Here is a 15,869-nt window from a genome sequence, read left to right as displayed (position 1 = left end):
CTGTCCCTTTCAGCGTGAATCAGGTGAGGTCGGCCATCAGCACCTTGGAACGGCGCTGATAGTTGTACATCTCTTTTTTACTCTCGGGCAGTGATTCGATATCAACCGGCGTAAAACCGCGCTCCTGGAACCAGTGGATACTGCGCGTGGTTAACACAAACAGCTTTTGCAGTCCCATCTGCTTCGCCTGCAATGCCACGCGCTGCAGCAGCATTTCTCCGCGTGAGGAGCTGCGATAGTCAGGATGAACCGCCACACAGGCCATCTCGCCAATCTTCTCATCCATAAACGGATAGAGGGCGGCACAGGCGATGGTCAGATTGTCGCGCTGAATAATCGTGAACTTATCGATCTCCATCTCCAGCTGCTCGCGTGAGCGACGCACCAGAATGCCCTGCTGCTCCAGCGGACGGATCAGTTCGAGGATACCGCCGATGTCGTTGATGTTGGCGCGACGGATCTGTTCTGCCGACTCCATCACGATCTGCGTACCGATACCGTCGCGTGAGAAGAGCTCCTGCAACAGCGCGCCATCTTCCTGATAGCTGATGAGATGGCTGCGGCGGACTCCGCTGCGGCAGGCTTTCACCGCGCCACGCAGGAAGCGGACCGTACCAGAAAGATAATCACCTTCCTTTTCAATCTCGTCGATGCGGGCCTGTGCATCGTTCGGGAACAGCTCGGAGATGATTTCACCGTCGCTGTTCAGCACGCCCTGCTCGGAGCAGAAGCCGATCATTTTTTCCGCTTTGAGCTTAATTGCCAGCTGGGTAGCCACTTCTTCTGAAGTCAGATTAAAGCTCTCGCCGGTCACAGAGACCGCAACCGGACCCATCAGCACGATGGCATCGTTATCCAGCTGGCGATGAATCGCCTCTTCATCAATACGACGGATACGCCCGCTGTGGCAATAATCCACGCCATCATCCACGCCCAGCGGCTGTGAAATAATGAAGTTGCCGCTGACCACATTGATATGCGCGCCCTGCAGCGGGGTATTGTTAAGACTCATTGAAAGGCGGGCAGTGATATCTAACTGCAACCGACCCGCAGCCTGCTTCACTAACTCCAGCGATTGCGCATCAGTCACCCGGGTAAATTTATGATAAACCGGTTCCAGTTGCTGCTGAGCCAGGCTGGCGTCTATCTGTGGCCGTGCGCCATAAACCACCACCAGACGGATGCCCAGGCTGTGCAGCAGGCCGATGTCGTTAACGATGCCAGAGAAGTTCTCATGCTCAATCGCCTCGCCACCCAGCATGATGACAAAGGTTTTACCCCGGTGGGCATTGATATAGGGAACGGTATGGCGAAAACCCTGAACCAGTTCGGTACTACGTTCCTTCACGGCCAACCCTCAGTGAATGTTTATTCGTATTTTCTGTATTTTTATGCTTTTACGTCCGATTTTGCAAGTCTTAATCCTGACGAAAATTTACGTTTTTATGGGTGTCAAAGCCGCTAACAGCCTGCATTATTTAGGGTTTCCGGGGTGACATCATCCTGCGGATTGGATAAAGTTTTCGCCGCCATTTGATTAACTGGCGCTTTTTTAGACATAACACAGCAGCTGGAGCGGCATGTCAGACGGTAATTCCCATTTTTCACGCAGACGTTTTTTACAGGGGACAGGCGCCTTACTGCTGTTGAGCGTCAGCCGCACAGGCCTGGCGGCAAAAAACCACATTGTGGCGGTGCGTATCTGGCCCTCATCCACCTATTCGCGTATGACGCTGGAGTCCAGTGTCGCGCTGAAATACAAGCAGTTTGCGCTGAGCAATCCCGAACGTCTCGTCATAGATATTCAGGGCCTGCATCTTAATTCGGCCCTGAAAGGGGTGGATAAGCAGGTTCGGGTCGACGATCCCTTTATCAAAAATGCCCGGGTCGGCCAGTTCGACAGCAACACGGTGCGCATTGTTCTGGAGCTGAAGCGCAACGTCGCACCGAAGATCTTTAATCTGGCACCGGTCGCCGGGATCAATCACCGGCTGGTGGTCGATCTCTATCCGACCCAGAACCATGTTGAAGACGATCCGCTGCTGGCTCTGCTGAAAGATTATAATCAGGGCGATCTGGACAAGGATGAAGGGGTGCAGGCGCCGTTACCCGGCAAAGCGGGACGCGATCGTCCGATTATCATCATGATCGATCCCGGTCACGGTGGAGAAGATCCTGGCGCGCACGGCAAATATAAGACCCGCGAGAAAGATATTGTGCTGAAGATCGGACGGCGGCTCAAAGCGCTGATCGATAAAGAGCCCCACATGAAAGCCTATATGACGCGCAATGAAGATGTCTTTATTCCGCTGCGCGTCCGGGTCGCTAAAGCCCGTAAACAGCGTGCCGATCTCTTTGTGTCTATTCATGCTGATGCGTTTACCAGTCGCGCGGCGCGCGGCTCTTCAGTGTTTGCCTTATCCACCAGCGGTGCCACTTCAGCCGCCGCCCGTTTCCTGGCGCAGACCCAGAACGAATCAGACCTGATTGGCGGCGTCAGCAAAAGCGGCGACCGCTATCTTGATCACACCATGTTCGACATGGTGCAGCGGCAGACGATTCATGACAGCCTGAAGTTTGGTAAAGAGGTGCTGCATCGCATGGGGCGCATCAACCATCTGCACAAACGCACCGTGGATCAGGCTGGCTTTGCGGTGCTGAAAGCCCCGGATATCCCGTCAATCCTGGTAGAGACCGCGTTTATCAGTAATGTGGAAGAGGAGCGTAAGCTGCGAACCACCCGCTATCAGCGTCAGGTTGCAGAGGCGATTCTGAACGGTATCAAAGCGTATGTAGAGAGTGGGGCGGCACTGGCCCATCGGTAAAGGTGTGCGGGTAGTCACGGCTATCCGCGCATTTATCTGCGGGAGAGAGGCTTAAGAGGAATTTATGAACGACAGAAACAAAAAAACACCCTTTCAGGTGTTTAAATGATTGGTTGCGGGGGCCGGATTTGAACCGACGACCTTCGGGTTATGAGCCCGACGAGCTACCAGGCTGCTCCACCCCGCGTCCGTATCATACTTATTTCACATTGTGACTTCTGTAAAACGACTGCAGAAGTATTGGTTGCGGGGGCCGGATTTGAACCGACGACCTTCGGGTTATGAGCCCGACGAGCTACCAGGCTGCTCCACCCCGCGTCCGTATTGCTTCTGTTACTTTTACTTCTCACACTGTGACTTCTGTAAAACTGCTGCAGAAGTATTGGTTGCGGGGGCCGGATTTGAACCGACGACCTTCGGGTTATGAGCCCGACGAGCTACCAGGCTGCTCCACCCCGCGTCCGTGGAAGCGCACTATACTCTCCGCGCTAATTCATGCAACCCCTTTTTAAAGATAAAAGCCAAATTAACAGCCAGTTGCTGAAGGATTCAACCATCTGGCTAATTATTGAACTGATATGCGCCAGGTCAAAGCGGATGCATTTCATTCTGTCGGGGGCTTTGCTATCGTCGCGGGGCGAACAGTTATAAAAAGAGAAGATAATGAAATCACATTGGGTGAAGTATGCACTCACTGGCGCGTTAATCACGCTGCTGGCGGCCTGTAGCTCTAAACCGACCGATCGCGGTCAGCAATATAAAGATGGCAAACTGGAACAGCCGCTGGCGCTGGTGAATCAGCCCAATGCTAAAGGTGCACCGGTTAATGGCAAAGACTTTGGCGATCAGGTGCGCCAGATTCAGTCCGCCTCATCCGCTCTTTATAGTCGTCAGAACGGCACCTACAGCGCAATTGAAAGCTGGCTGATGGCGGGTGCCGATACCCGGCAGCTTCGCCAGTATGGCCTGAACGCCTGGCAGATGGAGGGCACGGATAACTACGGTAACGTGCAGTTCACCGGATACTACACGCCGGTCGTGGAAGCGCGCTACACCCGTCAGGGCGAATTCCAGTATCCGATCTACCGTATGCCGCCGCGCAAACGCGGAGAGAAATTACCGAGCCGCGCCTCTATCTATAGTGGCGGACTTGATGACCGCTACGTCATTGCCTACAGCAACTCGCTGATTGATAACTTCATGATGGATGTGCAGGGCAGTGGTTACGTCGACTTTGGCGATGGCCGCCCGATGACCTTCTTTGGTTACGCCGGTAAAAATGGCTGGGGCTACCACAGTATCGGTAAAGAGCTGATCGATCGCGGCGAAGTGAAACGCGAAGATATGTCGATGCAGGCGATTCGCCAGTGGGCGCAGGAGCACTCACCGCAGGAAGTGCGTGCGCTGCTGGAAACCAACCCGTCATTCGTCTTCTTTAAGGCTGAGCCGTTTACGCCTGTGCGCGGTGCCAGCGCCGTTCCGCTGGTAGCGAAAGCCTCGGTGGCTTCTGACCGCTCAATTATTCCGGCGGGCACGGTGCTGCTGGCAGAAGTGCCGCAGTTGAATGAGAAGGGCAAATTCAACGGCAAATATGAGATGCGCCTGATGGTGGCGCTCGATGTGGGTGGCGCGATTAAGGGACAACACTTTGATATCTATCAGGGTATTGGCCCGGATGCCGCGCATCTGGCGGGCTTCTATAATCACTACGGCCGCGTCTGGGTGATCAAAGCTGCACCGGGGGCCGGACAGCCGCTGTTCTCCAGCCCGCAAAACGGTAATAATGGTTCACTGCTTCTCGGCTCTAACTAATGTCTTCTCTGCGGGCCTCCGGGCCCGCACGACGTAACAGGTTCAACTATGAAAGTGTTAAATGACGCCTGGCATCAGCGCTTTGGCGGCACGGCGCGTCTCTATGGCCAGGATGCACTGCAACGTTTTGCTGACGCGCACTTCTGCGTCATCGGTATCGGCGGCGTGGGTTCCTGGGCGGCGGAAGCGCTGGTGCGCACCGGCATTGGTAAAATCACCCTGATAGATATGGATGACGTCTGTATTACCAATACTAACCGACAGCTTCATGCGCTGCAGGGCAACGTCGGCAAAGCCAAAACGGAGGTGATGGCGGAGCGGCTACGGGCAATCAATCCGGACTGCGACGTGATCTGCATTGATGATTTTATTACGCCCGAGAACACCGCCGAACTGATGGCCGCCGGTTTCGATTATGTGATCGACGCGATCGACAGCGTACGCCCTAAAGCGGCGCTGATCGCCTGGTGTCGCCGGAATAAGATCCCGCTGATCACCACCGGTGGCGCGGGTGGGCAGATTGATCCGACCCAGATCCAGGTCGCCGATCTGGCGAAAACCATTCAGGATCCGCTGGCGGCGAAGCTGCGCGAACGACTGAAAAGCCTGGGCGTGGTGAAAAGCAGTAAGGGCAAACTTGGCATCGACTGCGTTTTTTCTACCGAAGCGCTGGTCTATCCGCAGGCGGATGGCAGCGTCTGCGCTTCACGCAGCACGGCAGAGGGTCCGAAAAGAATGGATTGCACATCCGGCTTTGGCGCGGCCACCATGGTGACCGCGACGTTCGGCTTTGTGGCTGTTTCGCATGCGCTGAAGAAGTTTCTGGCACGCGCCGCGCGTCAGGATGCGGTCAGCGCCTGACGCGCGGCGTGCTCAACTGCGGTGGCCAGCGCCTGCAGGCCGCTGCTGCGTGAGGCGCTGAGCTGGGCACGCAGCCCCAGCTCATCAAACAGGGTTAAGGGATCGGTGGCCAGTAATTGCTGCGGCGTCTGGCCCTCAACGGCGGTCAGCAGCACGGCCAGCAGGCCGCGCACGATCCGTCCTTCACTGTCACCATAGAAGTGCAGTGAGCCATCCTCACACAGCTGGCTGCCCAGCCAGACCCGGTTTTCACACCCGCTCAGTTCAATTTCCGCTATTTTCAGTTCCTCCGGCAAGGCAGGTAACTGGCGGCTCAGCTGGATCAGCTGACGATAACGATCTTCCCACTGATGAAAGCGGCCAAAGCTCTCTTTCAAACTGGCAACGGTAATCTGTTCGCCAAACGGGTGTGGCGCTAACCGCGATGAACGCATAATCAAAACTCCGATAATAGCGCGATGGCGCTCTTTATGGCGCGCACCAGCGCATCAACATCCTGCAGATTATTATAGGGTGCAAAAGAGGCACGCAGCGTGCCACTGACGCCCAGCGCCGCCAGCAAGGGCTGCGCGCAATGCTGACCGGCGCGCAGTGCGATTCCCTGCTCGGCCAGCAGCGTTACCAGGTCACTGTGATGCAGACCTGAGAATTCAAAGGCCAGCAGGCTGGCATTGCCACAGCGGAAGCTGCGAAAGCCGGGCAGTTCTGCCAGCTGCTCTTCCGCCAGCGAGGCAAGCTGCTGACTCCAGCGCTCGGCTTCGGGCAGATCGTACTGCGCCAGCCAGCTCAGTGCCGCACTCAATCCCACCACGCCAGCCACATTCGGGGTGCCAGCCTCAAAACGCCACGGTACCGGCTGCGGCGTGAAACCATTGAAGTCGACATCCGTGATCATCTTACCGCCGCCCTGCCAGGGCGCCATCGCTTCCAGCAGTTCCGCTTTGCCATATAACGCGCCAATGCCCATCGGGCCGTAAATTTTATGGCCGGAAAAAGCGTAAAAGTCGATATCCAGCGCCTGTACGTCAGGCGGGCAGTGCACCACACCCTGCGCGCCATCGACCATCACTTTCGCGTCCACGGCATGTGCCAGTGAAATCGCCTGAGAGAGATCGGGGCATCCCCCGGTGACGTTCGACATCTGACCCACAGCCAGCAGGCGGGTGCGGCTGTTAAGCAGAGCGGGTAACAGGCTGATATCGGGCAGACGATCTGGCCCTAACGGCCATTTTACGACGCGGGCACCGCACGCCTGCGCAGCCATTAGCCAGGGAACCAGGTTGGCGTGGTGCTCAGCCTCACTCACCACGATCTCATCACCGGGCTGCAGGCGCGGACGCAGCCAGCTGTTCGCCACCAGGTTTATCGCTTCGGTGGTGCCACGCGTCCAGACAATCTCTCGATCGTCCGCGGCGTTAACCCATCGGGCAACCTGATTGCGCGCCTGCTCATAGCGCTGGGTTAAGGCCTGCGCCGCAGCAAACTGGCTGCGATGAACCGTACCCGCGCTGAGGCTGTAAAACTGCTGCGTGCTGTCAATCACGGCCTGCGGTTTCAGCGTGGTCGCGGCGCTGTCGAGGTAGACGCCGGCGTCGGCGAGTGCGGGAAACTGCTGGCGGAATGCGGTGGGATTAAATGCGGTCATGCCGGGTCCATGATAAGAAAAATTAGGACCACACTGAAAGAATGGTCTGCGTCTGGCAAAGCTGGAAAAGCGCGTTATGCTGAACATTGCAAGGTTTGAACCAAACCCGCATAACGATCGGACGTTTAATAGTCGATCTCACTTATCGGCTGCCTCTGGTTAGCGTAACGCGGGTGGTTTGATGCAATCAATCTACAAGGAGATAGCAGATGAAAAAACTTACCGCAGTCCTGGCCGTGTGTACTCTGGCTTTTACCCTGAGTGCCTGTTCAAGCAATTATGTCATGCATACCAACGATGGTCGCACCATCGTGGCTGCCGGCAAGCCTAAAGTTGATAACGATACCGGCATGATCAGCTATAAAGATGCGAATGGCAACGAGCAGCAAATCAACCGCTCTGATGTCAAAGAGATGGTCGAGTCAAAGTAAGCAGCAAAAAAAAAGCACCGCAATTTGCGGTGCTATTTAAAAATCACTATGGACAGACAGGGTAAATCTACAGGAATTAAGAGTTCGATCCGCAATCGTCGGATCAAAAATTGCAAACACAACATCACGACCACAAGCCAAAAGCTTTCAGAAAATCTGCGAACTCACTCACAAATCTAAAAACTTTTCGTTCCGGCTCAGGAAGTGCGGCAACTATAGGTATTTGCTGGAGGTTCCTCAACGGACAAATTATAATGTCTCGGATTAAAAATTCTAATACGTAAACGCTTTGTATAAGTCTGCGTATTTTTCGCCGATCCGGATACGGAAAACCATGTCGAAACGCCTTCCTCCTCTTAACGCACTGCGAGTTTTTGATGCCGCTGCGCGACATTTAAGCTTTACCAAAGCCGCTGAAGAGCTGTTTGTCACCCAGGCTGCCGTAAGCCATCAGATTAAATCTCTGGAAGATTTTCTGGGGTTAAAGCTGTTTCGCCGGAGGAATCGTTCGCTGTTACTGACCGAAGAAGGGCAAAGCTACTATCTCGACATCAAAGAGATTTTCTCGGCAATTAACGAAGCGACCCGCAAACTGCAGGCGCGCAGTGCCAAGGGGGCGCTGACCGTCAGTTTACTGCCGAGCTTCGCTATTCAGTGGCTGGTTCCCCGCCTCTCCAGCTTTAATATGGCTTATCCGGGAATCGACGTGCGTATCCAGGCCGTTGACCGCGATGAAGAGAAACTGGCCGACGATGTCGACGTGGCAATTTTCTACGGACGCGGCAACTGGCCCGGCCTGCGGGTTGAAAAACTCTATGCCGAATATCTGCTGCCGGTCTGTTCACCATCACTGATGACCGGCGATAATCCGCTGAAAACGCCAGTTGACCTGTCACGCTTTACCCTGCTGCATGACGCCTCCCGCCGTGACTGGCAATCGTATATCCGCCAGCTGGGTTTACAGCATATCAACGTGCAGCAGGGACCGATCTTCAGCCACAGCGCCATGGTGTTGCAGGCGGCGATTCATGGTCAGGGCGTAGCGCTGGCCAACAACGTCATGGCGCAGAGCGAAATAGAGGCTGGGCGATTAATCTGCCCGTTTAATGATGTATTAGTCAGTAAAAACGCTTTTTATCTGGTTTGTCATGACAGTCAGGCAGAACTGGGTAAAATAGCCGCCTTCCGACAGTGGATCCTGGAAAAAGCTGCAACCGAACAAGAAAAATTCCGCTTTCGCTATCAACAATAACGTCTTGATTTATTTGCATTACGATGCAAAAACATCCTGAGGATAGGTTAATGTCCAGTCGTGCCATGTTTGTTTTTGCGGCTATCAGCGGATTTCTGCTGGTGGCTTTTGGCGCATTTGGTGCCCACGTTTTAAGTCAGTCGCTGGGCGCGGCTGAAATGGCCTGGATTCATACCGGGCTGGAATATCAGGCTTATCACACGTTAGCGGTGATGGGACTGGGTGCAGCGATGTTACGCCGCGCCAATATCTGGTTTTACTGGAGCAGTGCGCTTATGGCGCTCGGCACCGTGCTGTTCAGTGGCAGCCTCTATTGTCTGGCGCTGTCACATCTGAAGTTTTGGGTTTTTATCACACCGGTTGGCGGGGTCTGTTTCCTCGCCGGTTGGGTATTGATGTTGATTGGCGCGCTGCGTCTTAAACGAAAGGCAGAACGCCATGAATAAAGTTTTACTCTATTGTCGTCCCGGTTTTGAAAAAGAGTGTGCGGCAGAAATCAGCGCCAAAGCGGCTGAACGTGAAATCTACGGCTTTCCGCGGGTTAAAGATGACTCCGGCTATGTGCTGTTTGAGTGCTACCAGTTTGAAGATGCTGAGCGTCTGGCGCGTGAGTTACCGTTTGACGATCTCATCTTTGCCCGCCAGATGCTGGTTGTCGGTGAAATGCTGCGTGACCTGCCGCAGGAAGATCGCATTACTCCGATTGTTGGCATGCTGACCGGCGTGGTGGAGAAGGGCGGCGAACTGCGTGTTGAAGTGCCTGACACTAACGAAGCCAAAGAGCTGACCAAATTCTGCCGTAAGTTCACCGTGCCGCTGCGTTCAGCACTGCGTGAAAGCAAGATTCTGCTGAACTATGAAAGTCCGAAACGCCCGGTTGTACATGTATTTTTCATCGCGCCAGGTACCTGTTACGTCGGCTATTCCATCCGGGAGAACAGCTCGCCGTTTTACATGGGTATTCCACGGCTTAAGTTCCCCTCTGATGCGCCAAGCCGCTCGACCCTCAAGCTGGAAGAGGCGTTTCACGTCTTTATTCCTGCGGATGAGTGGGATGAGCGTTTAGCCAGCGGCATGTACGCCGTGGATCTCGGCGCCTGCCCGGGCGGCTGGACTTATCAGCTGGTCCAGCGCAGCATGATGGTTTATGCGGTGGACAACGGACCCATGGCCCCGAGTCTGATGGATACCGGCCAGGTCATGCACGAGAAAGCCGATGGGTTTAAATTCCGTCCACCCCGCACCAATATCAGCTGGCTGGTGTGTGACATGGTCGAGAAGCCGGTGCGTGTGGCTAACCTGATGACCGACTGGCTGGTTAACGGCTGGTGCCGTGAAGCGATCTTCAACCTCAAATTGCCGATGAAAAAGCGTTATGAAGAGGTCACGCAGAATCTGGCCATGATGCAGGAGCGCTTTGATGAGAATGGCATCAACGTGCAGATTCGCGCCCGCCAGCTCTATCATGACCGCGAAGAGGTAACGGTACATGTGCGCCGTATGTGGGCAGCGACCGGTGGCCGTCGCGACGAACGTTAATCGCCTGGCTGAGTGCAGCTGCACTCAGCCGGTATAACGCAGCGTATTCAGATTGCCCTGCAATACCAGATCCCGCTTCAGCGTGGCCACCTGACGGCTGATCTCAGCCATCTGCTGGCCTTCAGCAAGCTTTTCCCGCCATTTAGCGGGCACCTTATCCAGTTGCTGATAGATCCCTTCGAGCGTGTGAAACTCTGCCAGCAGCTGTTTCGCACTTTTCGGGCCGATGCCGGTGATGCCTGGAATTTTACTGCTGCTGATGCCGCATAATCCCCAGTAGTCGGGGAGTAACTGGGGTGCCACGCCAAATTCAGCCTCGATAAAAGGCAGATCGAGCCAGCGTTTCTGGAAGTAGTCGCGGATGCGGATTTCGGGGGCCAGCAACTGACAGTAACCTTTGTCGGTGGACACGATGGTGGCCTGGTGTCCGGCCTGCGCCATTTTCACCGCCAGCGTCGCCGCTAAATCATCTGCCTCATCCTCGCCCGCTATCCAGCAGCTGACACCTGCCGAACGAAAGGCCTCCTGCAACGCCGGCATTTCTGCCTGTAGATCGTCTGGCATCGGCGGGCGACCGCTTTTGTAATCGGGCAGCAGCTGATGTCGCCAGCCCTGATGACGTGCCTCGCCATCAAATACTGCGACAGCGTGAGTCGGGCGGGCGTGGCCCAGAACCTGGCGCAGCGCGGCCACGCAGCCGTCGACACAGGGTGAGCCCTGTACCGCATGCAGACGGCGAATCAGATTCAGCGCGTCAACAATAACAAGATGAAGAGCCATGAGCGTATCGGCAGCCCGGGGGCTGCCTCCTGGTTTATTTGATAATTTCGTAGCAGGGGATGTAGGCGGTGCCTGGCAGTTTCATGCGTTGCTGAGCAACGAATCCCTGTAGCAGCTCATCCATGCGGTGCATGATGTCGGGATCGCCATGCAGTCTGTAGCGTCCCTTCTCGCGGATTTCGCGGATGCCCATCTCTTTGACATTACCGGCGACGATACCTGAGAAGGCGCGGCGCAGGTCGGCAGCCAGCTTCTCCGGAGGCTGATTGGTATAGAGATTGAGGTTGGCCATATTTTCATGCGTTGGCATGAACGGCACCTGCAGATCGGGCTCAATGCGAATCGACCAGTTAAAGCTGTACGCATCACCGGTTTCACGACGGTTCTCTTTCACCTGCGGCATCGCTTTCTTCATCAGACGCGCCACTTCTGCCGCGTCATCAATGATGATTTGGTAATGCTTACGCGCCTGCTCACCCAGGGTGTTAACGATGAAATCATCCAGCACGCGGAAGTAATCGGCGCTCTCTTTCGGCCCGGTCAGAATCAGCGGCAACACCTGATCGTTGTTCTGTGGATTCATCAGGATGCCCAGCAGATAGAGCAGTTCTTCAGCCGTACCGACGCCGCCCGGGAAAATGATGATGCCATGAGCGATGCGCACAAACGCTTCCAGACGTTTTTCAATGTCCGGCATGATGATCAGCTCATTCACCAGTGGATTCGGCGGTTCAGCTGCAATGATTGAGGGTTCGGTGAGGCCGATAAAGCGGCTGTCGCGATAGCGCTGCTGGGCATGGCCAACCGCTGCGCCTTTCATCGGCGCTTCCATCACGCCTGGTCCGCAGCCGGTACAGATATTCAGCTCACGCAGTCCAAGCTGCGTACCGACATTACGGCAATACTGATACTCAACGGCGTTGATTGAGTGACCACCCCAGCAGACTACGGTGTTGGGATCCTCGCCGATGTGCAGAGCCCGCGCATTACGCAGAATGGAAAACACCGTGTTGGTAATGGTGGCGGAATCATTCTCTTCGGCTGCACTTAACCGGCCCGGTATGTTGAGCTGGCCGCTGACAAACAGGATGTCACGCAGCACCGCAAACAGGTTAGCCTGCAGTGAGCGGATGATGCGGCCATCCACGAAAGCCTCTTCCGGCGGATTGATCAGTTCCAGTTTGACGCCGCGCTCCTGGCGCAGCACGTTGATGTCGAAATTCTCAAAGCGGGAGAGCAGTTCGTGGCTGCTGTCAGTCTGGCTGCCGGAGTTAAGCACGGCCAGAGAGCAATTGCGAAACAGCTGGTAGAGGTCGCTGCTGGCTGTGCGCTTGAGCATGTCGACTTCCAGCTGCGAGAGCAGATCCATTGAGCCAAGTGGGCTGATATGGGTAATCAAATGAACTCCTTTGCACCCGCCTGGGTGCTGATTGGCACTGCAATGGCAGTGACGAAAATCCCTGGTCGGCAACCCGCAGATTGCCGCCTTCACCAGAGTAGCCTTGTCGGCCCGCACAGCTCAAGCGGAACTGCGCTTAGGGCACCCAGCCTGAGAGAAGTCTCGCAAACTACTGACGGACCAGCCGCGAAAAACCGGGCGAGAAGGGCACATTGGTGCGCCACGGGTTAATATCCAGCCCGCCACGACGGGTGTAGCGCGCATAGACCGTCAGCGCTTCCGGATGGCAGAATCGCATCACATCATTAAAGATGCGCTCAACACACTGCTCGTGAAATTCGTTGTGCTGACGGAATGAGACCAGATAGCGCAGCAGTGCTTCACGCGCGATACGCGGGCCTTTATAGCGGATCATTACCGAGCCCCAGTCGGGCTGGTTGGTAATCAGGCAGTTCGACTTGAGCAGATGGCTGACCAGCGTCTCTTCAACGATTTCGCTGCCTGCGGCATCCGCCAGATAGTCAGCATTGAAGCGGTAATCCTCTATGGCGATATCCTGCTCATCAATGCAGCAACCCTCAAAATGACCAATCGGCTGACCTTCTATTTCATTGAGACGGAACAACGCGACCCGCGCTTCCCCTTCAGCACAGGCACTCAGATCCCGCTCCAGCGTCTGACGAACCTCACCCCAGTCGGCAAAGCGGGTCTGATTGAAACTGTTCAGGTAGAGCTTGAAGCTTTTCGACTCGATAAGATTATGGCTTTGCGCATCCAGCACCACTTCGCCAACGGCAACCTGTGGCAGACCTTTGCTGTTGAGCCACGAGAGTTCATACAGGGTCCAGATATCGCTGCCGGTAAAGGGCAGACTGTCGGGAAACAGGCCAAGCGGTTCACGGTTCAGGCTGCGCGGCACCGCCTGCAGTAAGCTGTTGTCATACCGATCGTGATAGGCTGTGGGTTTGCCCAGCGTCAGGTTACTGAGCGCCTGATCCTGTTCGTGAGTAGTCATTGCGGTTACCACCAAAATTAATCAAAGTGGCTAAGTGTAACCTATCAGAAGTGAGAATATGAATGATGCAGCAAACTGCCGCCGCGTTGCGCGACTTTACCACCCGATACTGCCAGCACTGGCTTCAGCAGGCGGGACATGGGCCGGCCAGCAGCGATCTCTATGGCGTTCCTTCACCCTGTGCACTTGAAGATCGCGAGCAGCGGGTCGTCTGGCAGCCGCAGCCGTTTAGTCTGCCACCGACGCTGGATGCGATTGAGCGGGCGGTCGACATCCAGCTTCAGCCGCCGATCACGGCGTTCTATACCACGCAGTTTGCCGGCGATATGCAGGCCCGTTTTGGCGAGAATCAGCTGACCCTTTTGCAGGTGTGGAGCGAGGAGGATTTCCTGCGATTACAGGAGAATCTGATTGGGCATCTGGTGATGCAGCGCCGCCTCAGACAGTCGCCTACGCTATTTATTGCCACCACCGATTCAGAGGAGGAGATCATCTCCCTGTCTAATCTCAGCGGCGAAGTAATTCTGGAGCAGCCTGGTCGTAAACAGCGCGTGGTACTGGCAGAAACTCTTGAGATATTTCTTAAGTCATTACAACCGGTTATCATCTGAACTGCAGTGATTTGCCGCCTGGCTTGTGAGACATCTCTTACATATACTGTGAGAGATCGCCATATAACAGTTGAGACATCCGGAAGGCCGTGATGTAAAAATATTGTGAATCATCAACTTAATGGCGTTAATCTGAATTTGTGCAGCACATTTCGTAAAGTTTCGCTGTGAGTACCTTGTGCGCGTAACGAGTTCTGTCAAAATGTTTCCCACTGCAGGATGCTCAGGAAACAGATATCGTCAGGATGATGATAAGCCATGAGGCAGGAACGTAACGGAGCTTACGGCACACGGAAGGTTTCAGGATGAAACAGGATCGCTCAGGATTGAGCAAGGGACACCTCCAGGATGGAGAATGAGAACCCCCTCAGAAGAGGTGGTGGGCCAGGATGCTAAGGATACATCAGGACGATGCGCGACAGGAGTTCGCACTGGACAAGTTGTCATGGAAGAGCAGGGAGCAAAAACGTAGCAGGATGGCTGCAAACGAACCGGGAGCACTGTTTATACAGTGCTCCCTTTTTTTGTGCCTGTGCCAACAAGTGATATGCTTGCCGCCCATTTTTGACTGCTTGCCGGAGGTGGCGCATGACGCCTGAACAATTGATTACGCAACGGCTGGAGCAACTGGAAGCGGTGATGCGTGAGCACCATCTCTGGCAGAGTACCCCTCCGGCCGAAGACGCGCTCGAGAGCCGTGAACCCTTTTGCCTGGATACGCTGGAGCCGCTGCAGTGGCTCCAGTGGGTGCTGGTCCCGCGGATGCATGCCCTGATTGCGGCTCAGCATCCGTTACCGCAAAATTTTGCCGTTGCTCCCTACTACGAGGTGGCGCTGGTGCCTGACCAGCCCGGTATTGCGCCGCTGCTGCTGACCCTGCGTCAGCTTGACGCGTTGATCAAGGATGCAGCCAACTGATGCTGGAGATACTCTATCAGGATGAGTGGCTGGTTGCCGTCAACAAACCCAGCGGCTGGCTGGTTCACCGCAGCTGGCTGGATCGCCATGAAACCGTGTTTGTGATGCAGACCGTTCGCGATCAGATTGGACAGCATGTGTTTACCGCACATCGTCTGGACAAACCCACCTCTGGCGTACTGCTGATGGGGCTTTCAAGCGAAGTCGGTCGTCTGCTTTCCCTGCAGTTTGAACAGCATCAGATGCAGAAAACCTATCATGCTGTGGTACGCGGCTGGCTGGAGAGTAGCGGAACGCTCGACTATCCGCTGGTGGAAGAGCTGGATAAAATTGCTGACAGGCACACCACTGAAGCGCGCACCGCACAGCCCGCCGTCACCGATTATCAGTCACTGGCGACGGTCGAGATGCCGGTCGGCATTGGCCGCTATCCTACTTCGCGTTACAGCCTGGTTGAAATGGCCCCTAAAACCGGCCGCAAGCATCAGCTGCGTCGTCATATGTCGCACCTGCGTCATCCGATTATTGGCGATTCGGCGCACGGCGATCTGCGCCAGAACCGGGGTGCCGCTGAACACTTTGGCGCTAACCGGCTGATGCTGCACGCCAGCAGCCTGGCACTCACCCATCCGGTGACCGGTGAACCGTTACTGATCCGCGCCGGGCTGGATGGCGTCTGGCAGAACCTGATGAACCAGTTTGGCTGGCAGGATCGCATTCCTGAGGTGCCGCGGGTTGAGTTTAACGCAGCGCCAGGACAGGATAACGTTTCAGAATAAGG

Annotated in this window: 16 protein-coding genes and 3 tRNA genes; 10 read left to right on the top strand and 9 right to left on the bottom strand. The window is 55.4% G+C overall.

What is annotated here, in order from left to right; translation table 11 throughout:
• Positions 1–19: 19 nt before the first annotated feature.
• Entirely contained in the window at positions 20–1,348 is a 1,329-nt protein-coding gene (argA, locus tag AC6I8C_RS15120; protein ID WP_013358908.1) for an amino-acid N-acetyltransferase, read from the bottom strand.
• 232 nt (positions 1,349–1,580) lie between these two features.
• Here argA and amiC point away from each other — a divergent pair, with 232 nt between their 5' ends.
• A complete protein-coding gene (amiC, locus tag AC6I8C_RS15115) occupies positions 1,581–2,825 on the top strand; it encodes an N-acetylmuramoyl-L-alanine amidase AmiC (protein ID WP_497822938.1) in 1,245 nt (414 codons plus the stop codon).
• A gap of 110 nt (positions 2,826–2,935) precedes the next feature.
• Here amiC and AC6I8C_RS15110 read toward each other — a convergent pair.
• The 3 genes from AC6I8C_RS15110 to AC6I8C_RS15100 all read right to left on the bottom strand — a co-directional run bounded on the left by AC6I8C_RS15110 (position 2,936) and on the right by AC6I8C_RS15100 (position 3,285).
• A tRNA-Met gene (locus AC6I8C_RS15110) sits at positions 2,936–3,012 on the bottom strand.
• Between the two features lie 54 nt (positions 3,013–3,066).
• Positions 3,067–3,143: transfer RNA gene (locus AC6I8C_RS15105), tRNA-Met, on the bottom strand.
• A gap of 65 nt (positions 3,144–3,208) precedes the next feature.
• Positions 3,209–3,285 (bottom strand) — tRNA-Met (locus tag AC6I8C_RS15100).
• Positions 3,286–3,488: 203 nt separating this feature from the next.
• Between AC6I8C_RS15100 and mltA the strand changes: the two genes are divergently transcribed.
• Together mltA and tcdA are read left to right on the top strand one after the other, a co-directional pair.
• Positions 3,489–4,637: a murein transglycosylase A gene (gene mltA, locus AC6I8C_RS15095; RefSeq protein WP_013358905.1), complete on the top strand. Its 1,149-nt coding sequence runs from the start codon at positions 3,489–3,491 to the stop codon at positions 4,635–4,637.
• A 48-nt stretch (positions 4,638–4,685) separates the two neighbouring features.
• Entirely contained in the window at positions 4,686–5,498 is an 813-nt protein-coding gene (gene tcdA / locus AC6I8C_RS15090; protein WP_013358904.1) for a tRNA cyclic N6-threonylcarbamoyladenosine(37) synthase TcdA, read from the top strand.
• On the opposite strand, the gene csdE is transcribed toward tcdA, so the two are convergent.
• Positions 5,477–5,932, bottom strand: a complete 456-nt coding sequence (gene csdE / locus AC6I8C_RS15085) for a cysteine desulfurase sulfur acceptor subunit CsdE (protein ID WP_497822937.1) — start codon at positions 5,930–5,932, stop codon at positions 5,477–5,479. The two genes, tcdA and csdE, sit on opposite strands and share 22 nt — an antisense overlap.
• A 2-nt stretch (positions 5,933–5,934) precedes the next feature.
• Positions 5,935–7,143: a cysteine desulfurase CsdA gene (gene csdA / locus AC6I8C_RS15080; RefSeq protein ID WP_497822936.1), complete on the bottom strand. Its 1,209-nt coding sequence runs from the start codon at positions 7,141–7,143 to the stop codon at positions 5,935–5,937.
• 209 nt (positions 7,144–7,352) lie between these two features.
• Between csdA and AC6I8C_RS15075 the strand changes: the two genes are divergently transcribed.
• The 4 genes from AC6I8C_RS15075 to rlmM all read left to right on the top strand — a co-directional run bounded on the left by AC6I8C_RS15075 (position 7,353) and on the right by rlmM (position 10,365).
• The gene (locus AC6I8C_RS15075) at positions 7,353–7,574 is read left to right on the top strand and encodes a YgdI/YgdR family lipoprotein (RefSeq protein ID WP_003854643.1); all 222 of its coding nucleotides are present in this window, start codon (positions 7,353–7,355) and stop codon (positions 7,572–7,574) included.
• A 334-nt stretch (positions 7,575–7,908) separates the two neighbouring features.
• The gene (locus tag AC6I8C_RS15070; protein WP_033733638.1) at positions 7,909–8,826 is read left to right on the top strand and encodes a transcriptional regulator GcvA; all 918 of its coding nucleotides are present in this window, start codon (positions 7,909–7,911) and stop codon (positions 8,824–8,826) included.
• 50 nt (positions 8,827–8,876) lie between these two features.
• Complete coding sequence (locus AC6I8C_RS15065; protein ID WP_003854633.1) at positions 8,877–9,272, top strand: DUF423 domain-containing protein; 396 nt, start codon at positions 8,877–8,879, stop codon at positions 9,270–9,272.
• Entirely contained in the window at positions 9,265–10,365 is a 1,101-nt protein-coding gene (gene rlmM / locus AC6I8C_RS15060) for a 23S rRNA (cytidine(2498)-2'-O)-methyltransferase RlmM (RefSeq protein WP_497822935.1), read from the top strand. The genes AC6I8C_RS15065 and rlmM overlap by 8 nt, the downstream gene beginning before the upstream one ends.
• 24 nt (positions 10,366–10,389) lie before the next feature.
• Here the strand turns inward: rlmM and xni are convergent, their stop codons facing one another.
• The 3 genes from xni to queF form a co-directional block, all read right to left on the bottom strand.
• Positions 10,390–11,145, bottom strand: coding sequence for a flap endonuclease Xni (gene xni / locus AC6I8C_RS15055; RefSeq protein ID WP_497822934.1), 756 nt, complete (start codon positions 11,143–11,145; stop codon positions 10,390–10,392).
• Positions 11,146–11,179: 34 nt separating this feature from the next.
• Positions 11,180–12,544: a nucleotide 5'-monophosphate nucleosidase PpnN gene (ppnN, locus tag AC6I8C_RS15050; protein ID WP_442798537.1), complete on the bottom strand. Its 1,365-nt coding sequence runs from the start codon at positions 12,542–12,544 to the stop codon at positions 11,180–11,182.
• 169 nt (positions 12,545–12,713) lie between these two features.
• A complete protein-coding gene (gene queF, locus AC6I8C_RS15045; protein WP_497822933.1) occupies positions 12,714–13,559 on the bottom strand; it encodes an NADPH-dependent 7-cyano-7-deazaguanine reductase QueF in 846 nt (281 codons plus the stop codon).
• A gap of 62 nt (positions 13,560–13,621) precedes the next feature.
• Here queF and syd point away from each other — a divergent pair, with 62 nt between their 5' ends.
• From syd to truC, 3 genes are all read left to right on the top strand, one after another.
• A complete protein-coding gene (gene syd, locus AC6I8C_RS15040; RefSeq protein WP_497822932.1) occupies positions 13,622–14,170 on the top strand; it encodes a SecY-interacting protein in 549 nt (182 codons plus the stop codon).
• A 588-nt stretch (positions 14,171–14,758) separates the two neighbouring features.
• Positions 14,759–15,088, top strand: coding sequence for a YqcC family protein (locus AC6I8C_RS15035; RefSeq protein ID WP_497822931.1), 330 nt, complete (start codon positions 14,759–14,761; stop codon positions 15,086–15,088).
• Positions 15,088–15,867: a tRNA pseudouridine(65) synthase TruC gene (truC, locus tag AC6I8C_RS15030; protein WP_497822930.1), complete on the top strand. Its 780-nt coding sequence runs from the start codon at positions 15,088–15,090 to the stop codon at positions 15,865–15,867. Before AC6I8C_RS15035 ends, truC begins: the two co-directional genes overlap by 1 nt.
• The last annotated feature ends 2 nt before the right edge of the window (positions 15,868–15,869 follow it).

The organism is Pantoea sp. X-Soil-YNGN-844 (assembly GCF_059730595.1).
The sequence above is the reverse complement of the archived record's forward strand: the minus strand, read 5'-3'. Positions and strand labels throughout refer to the sequence as shown.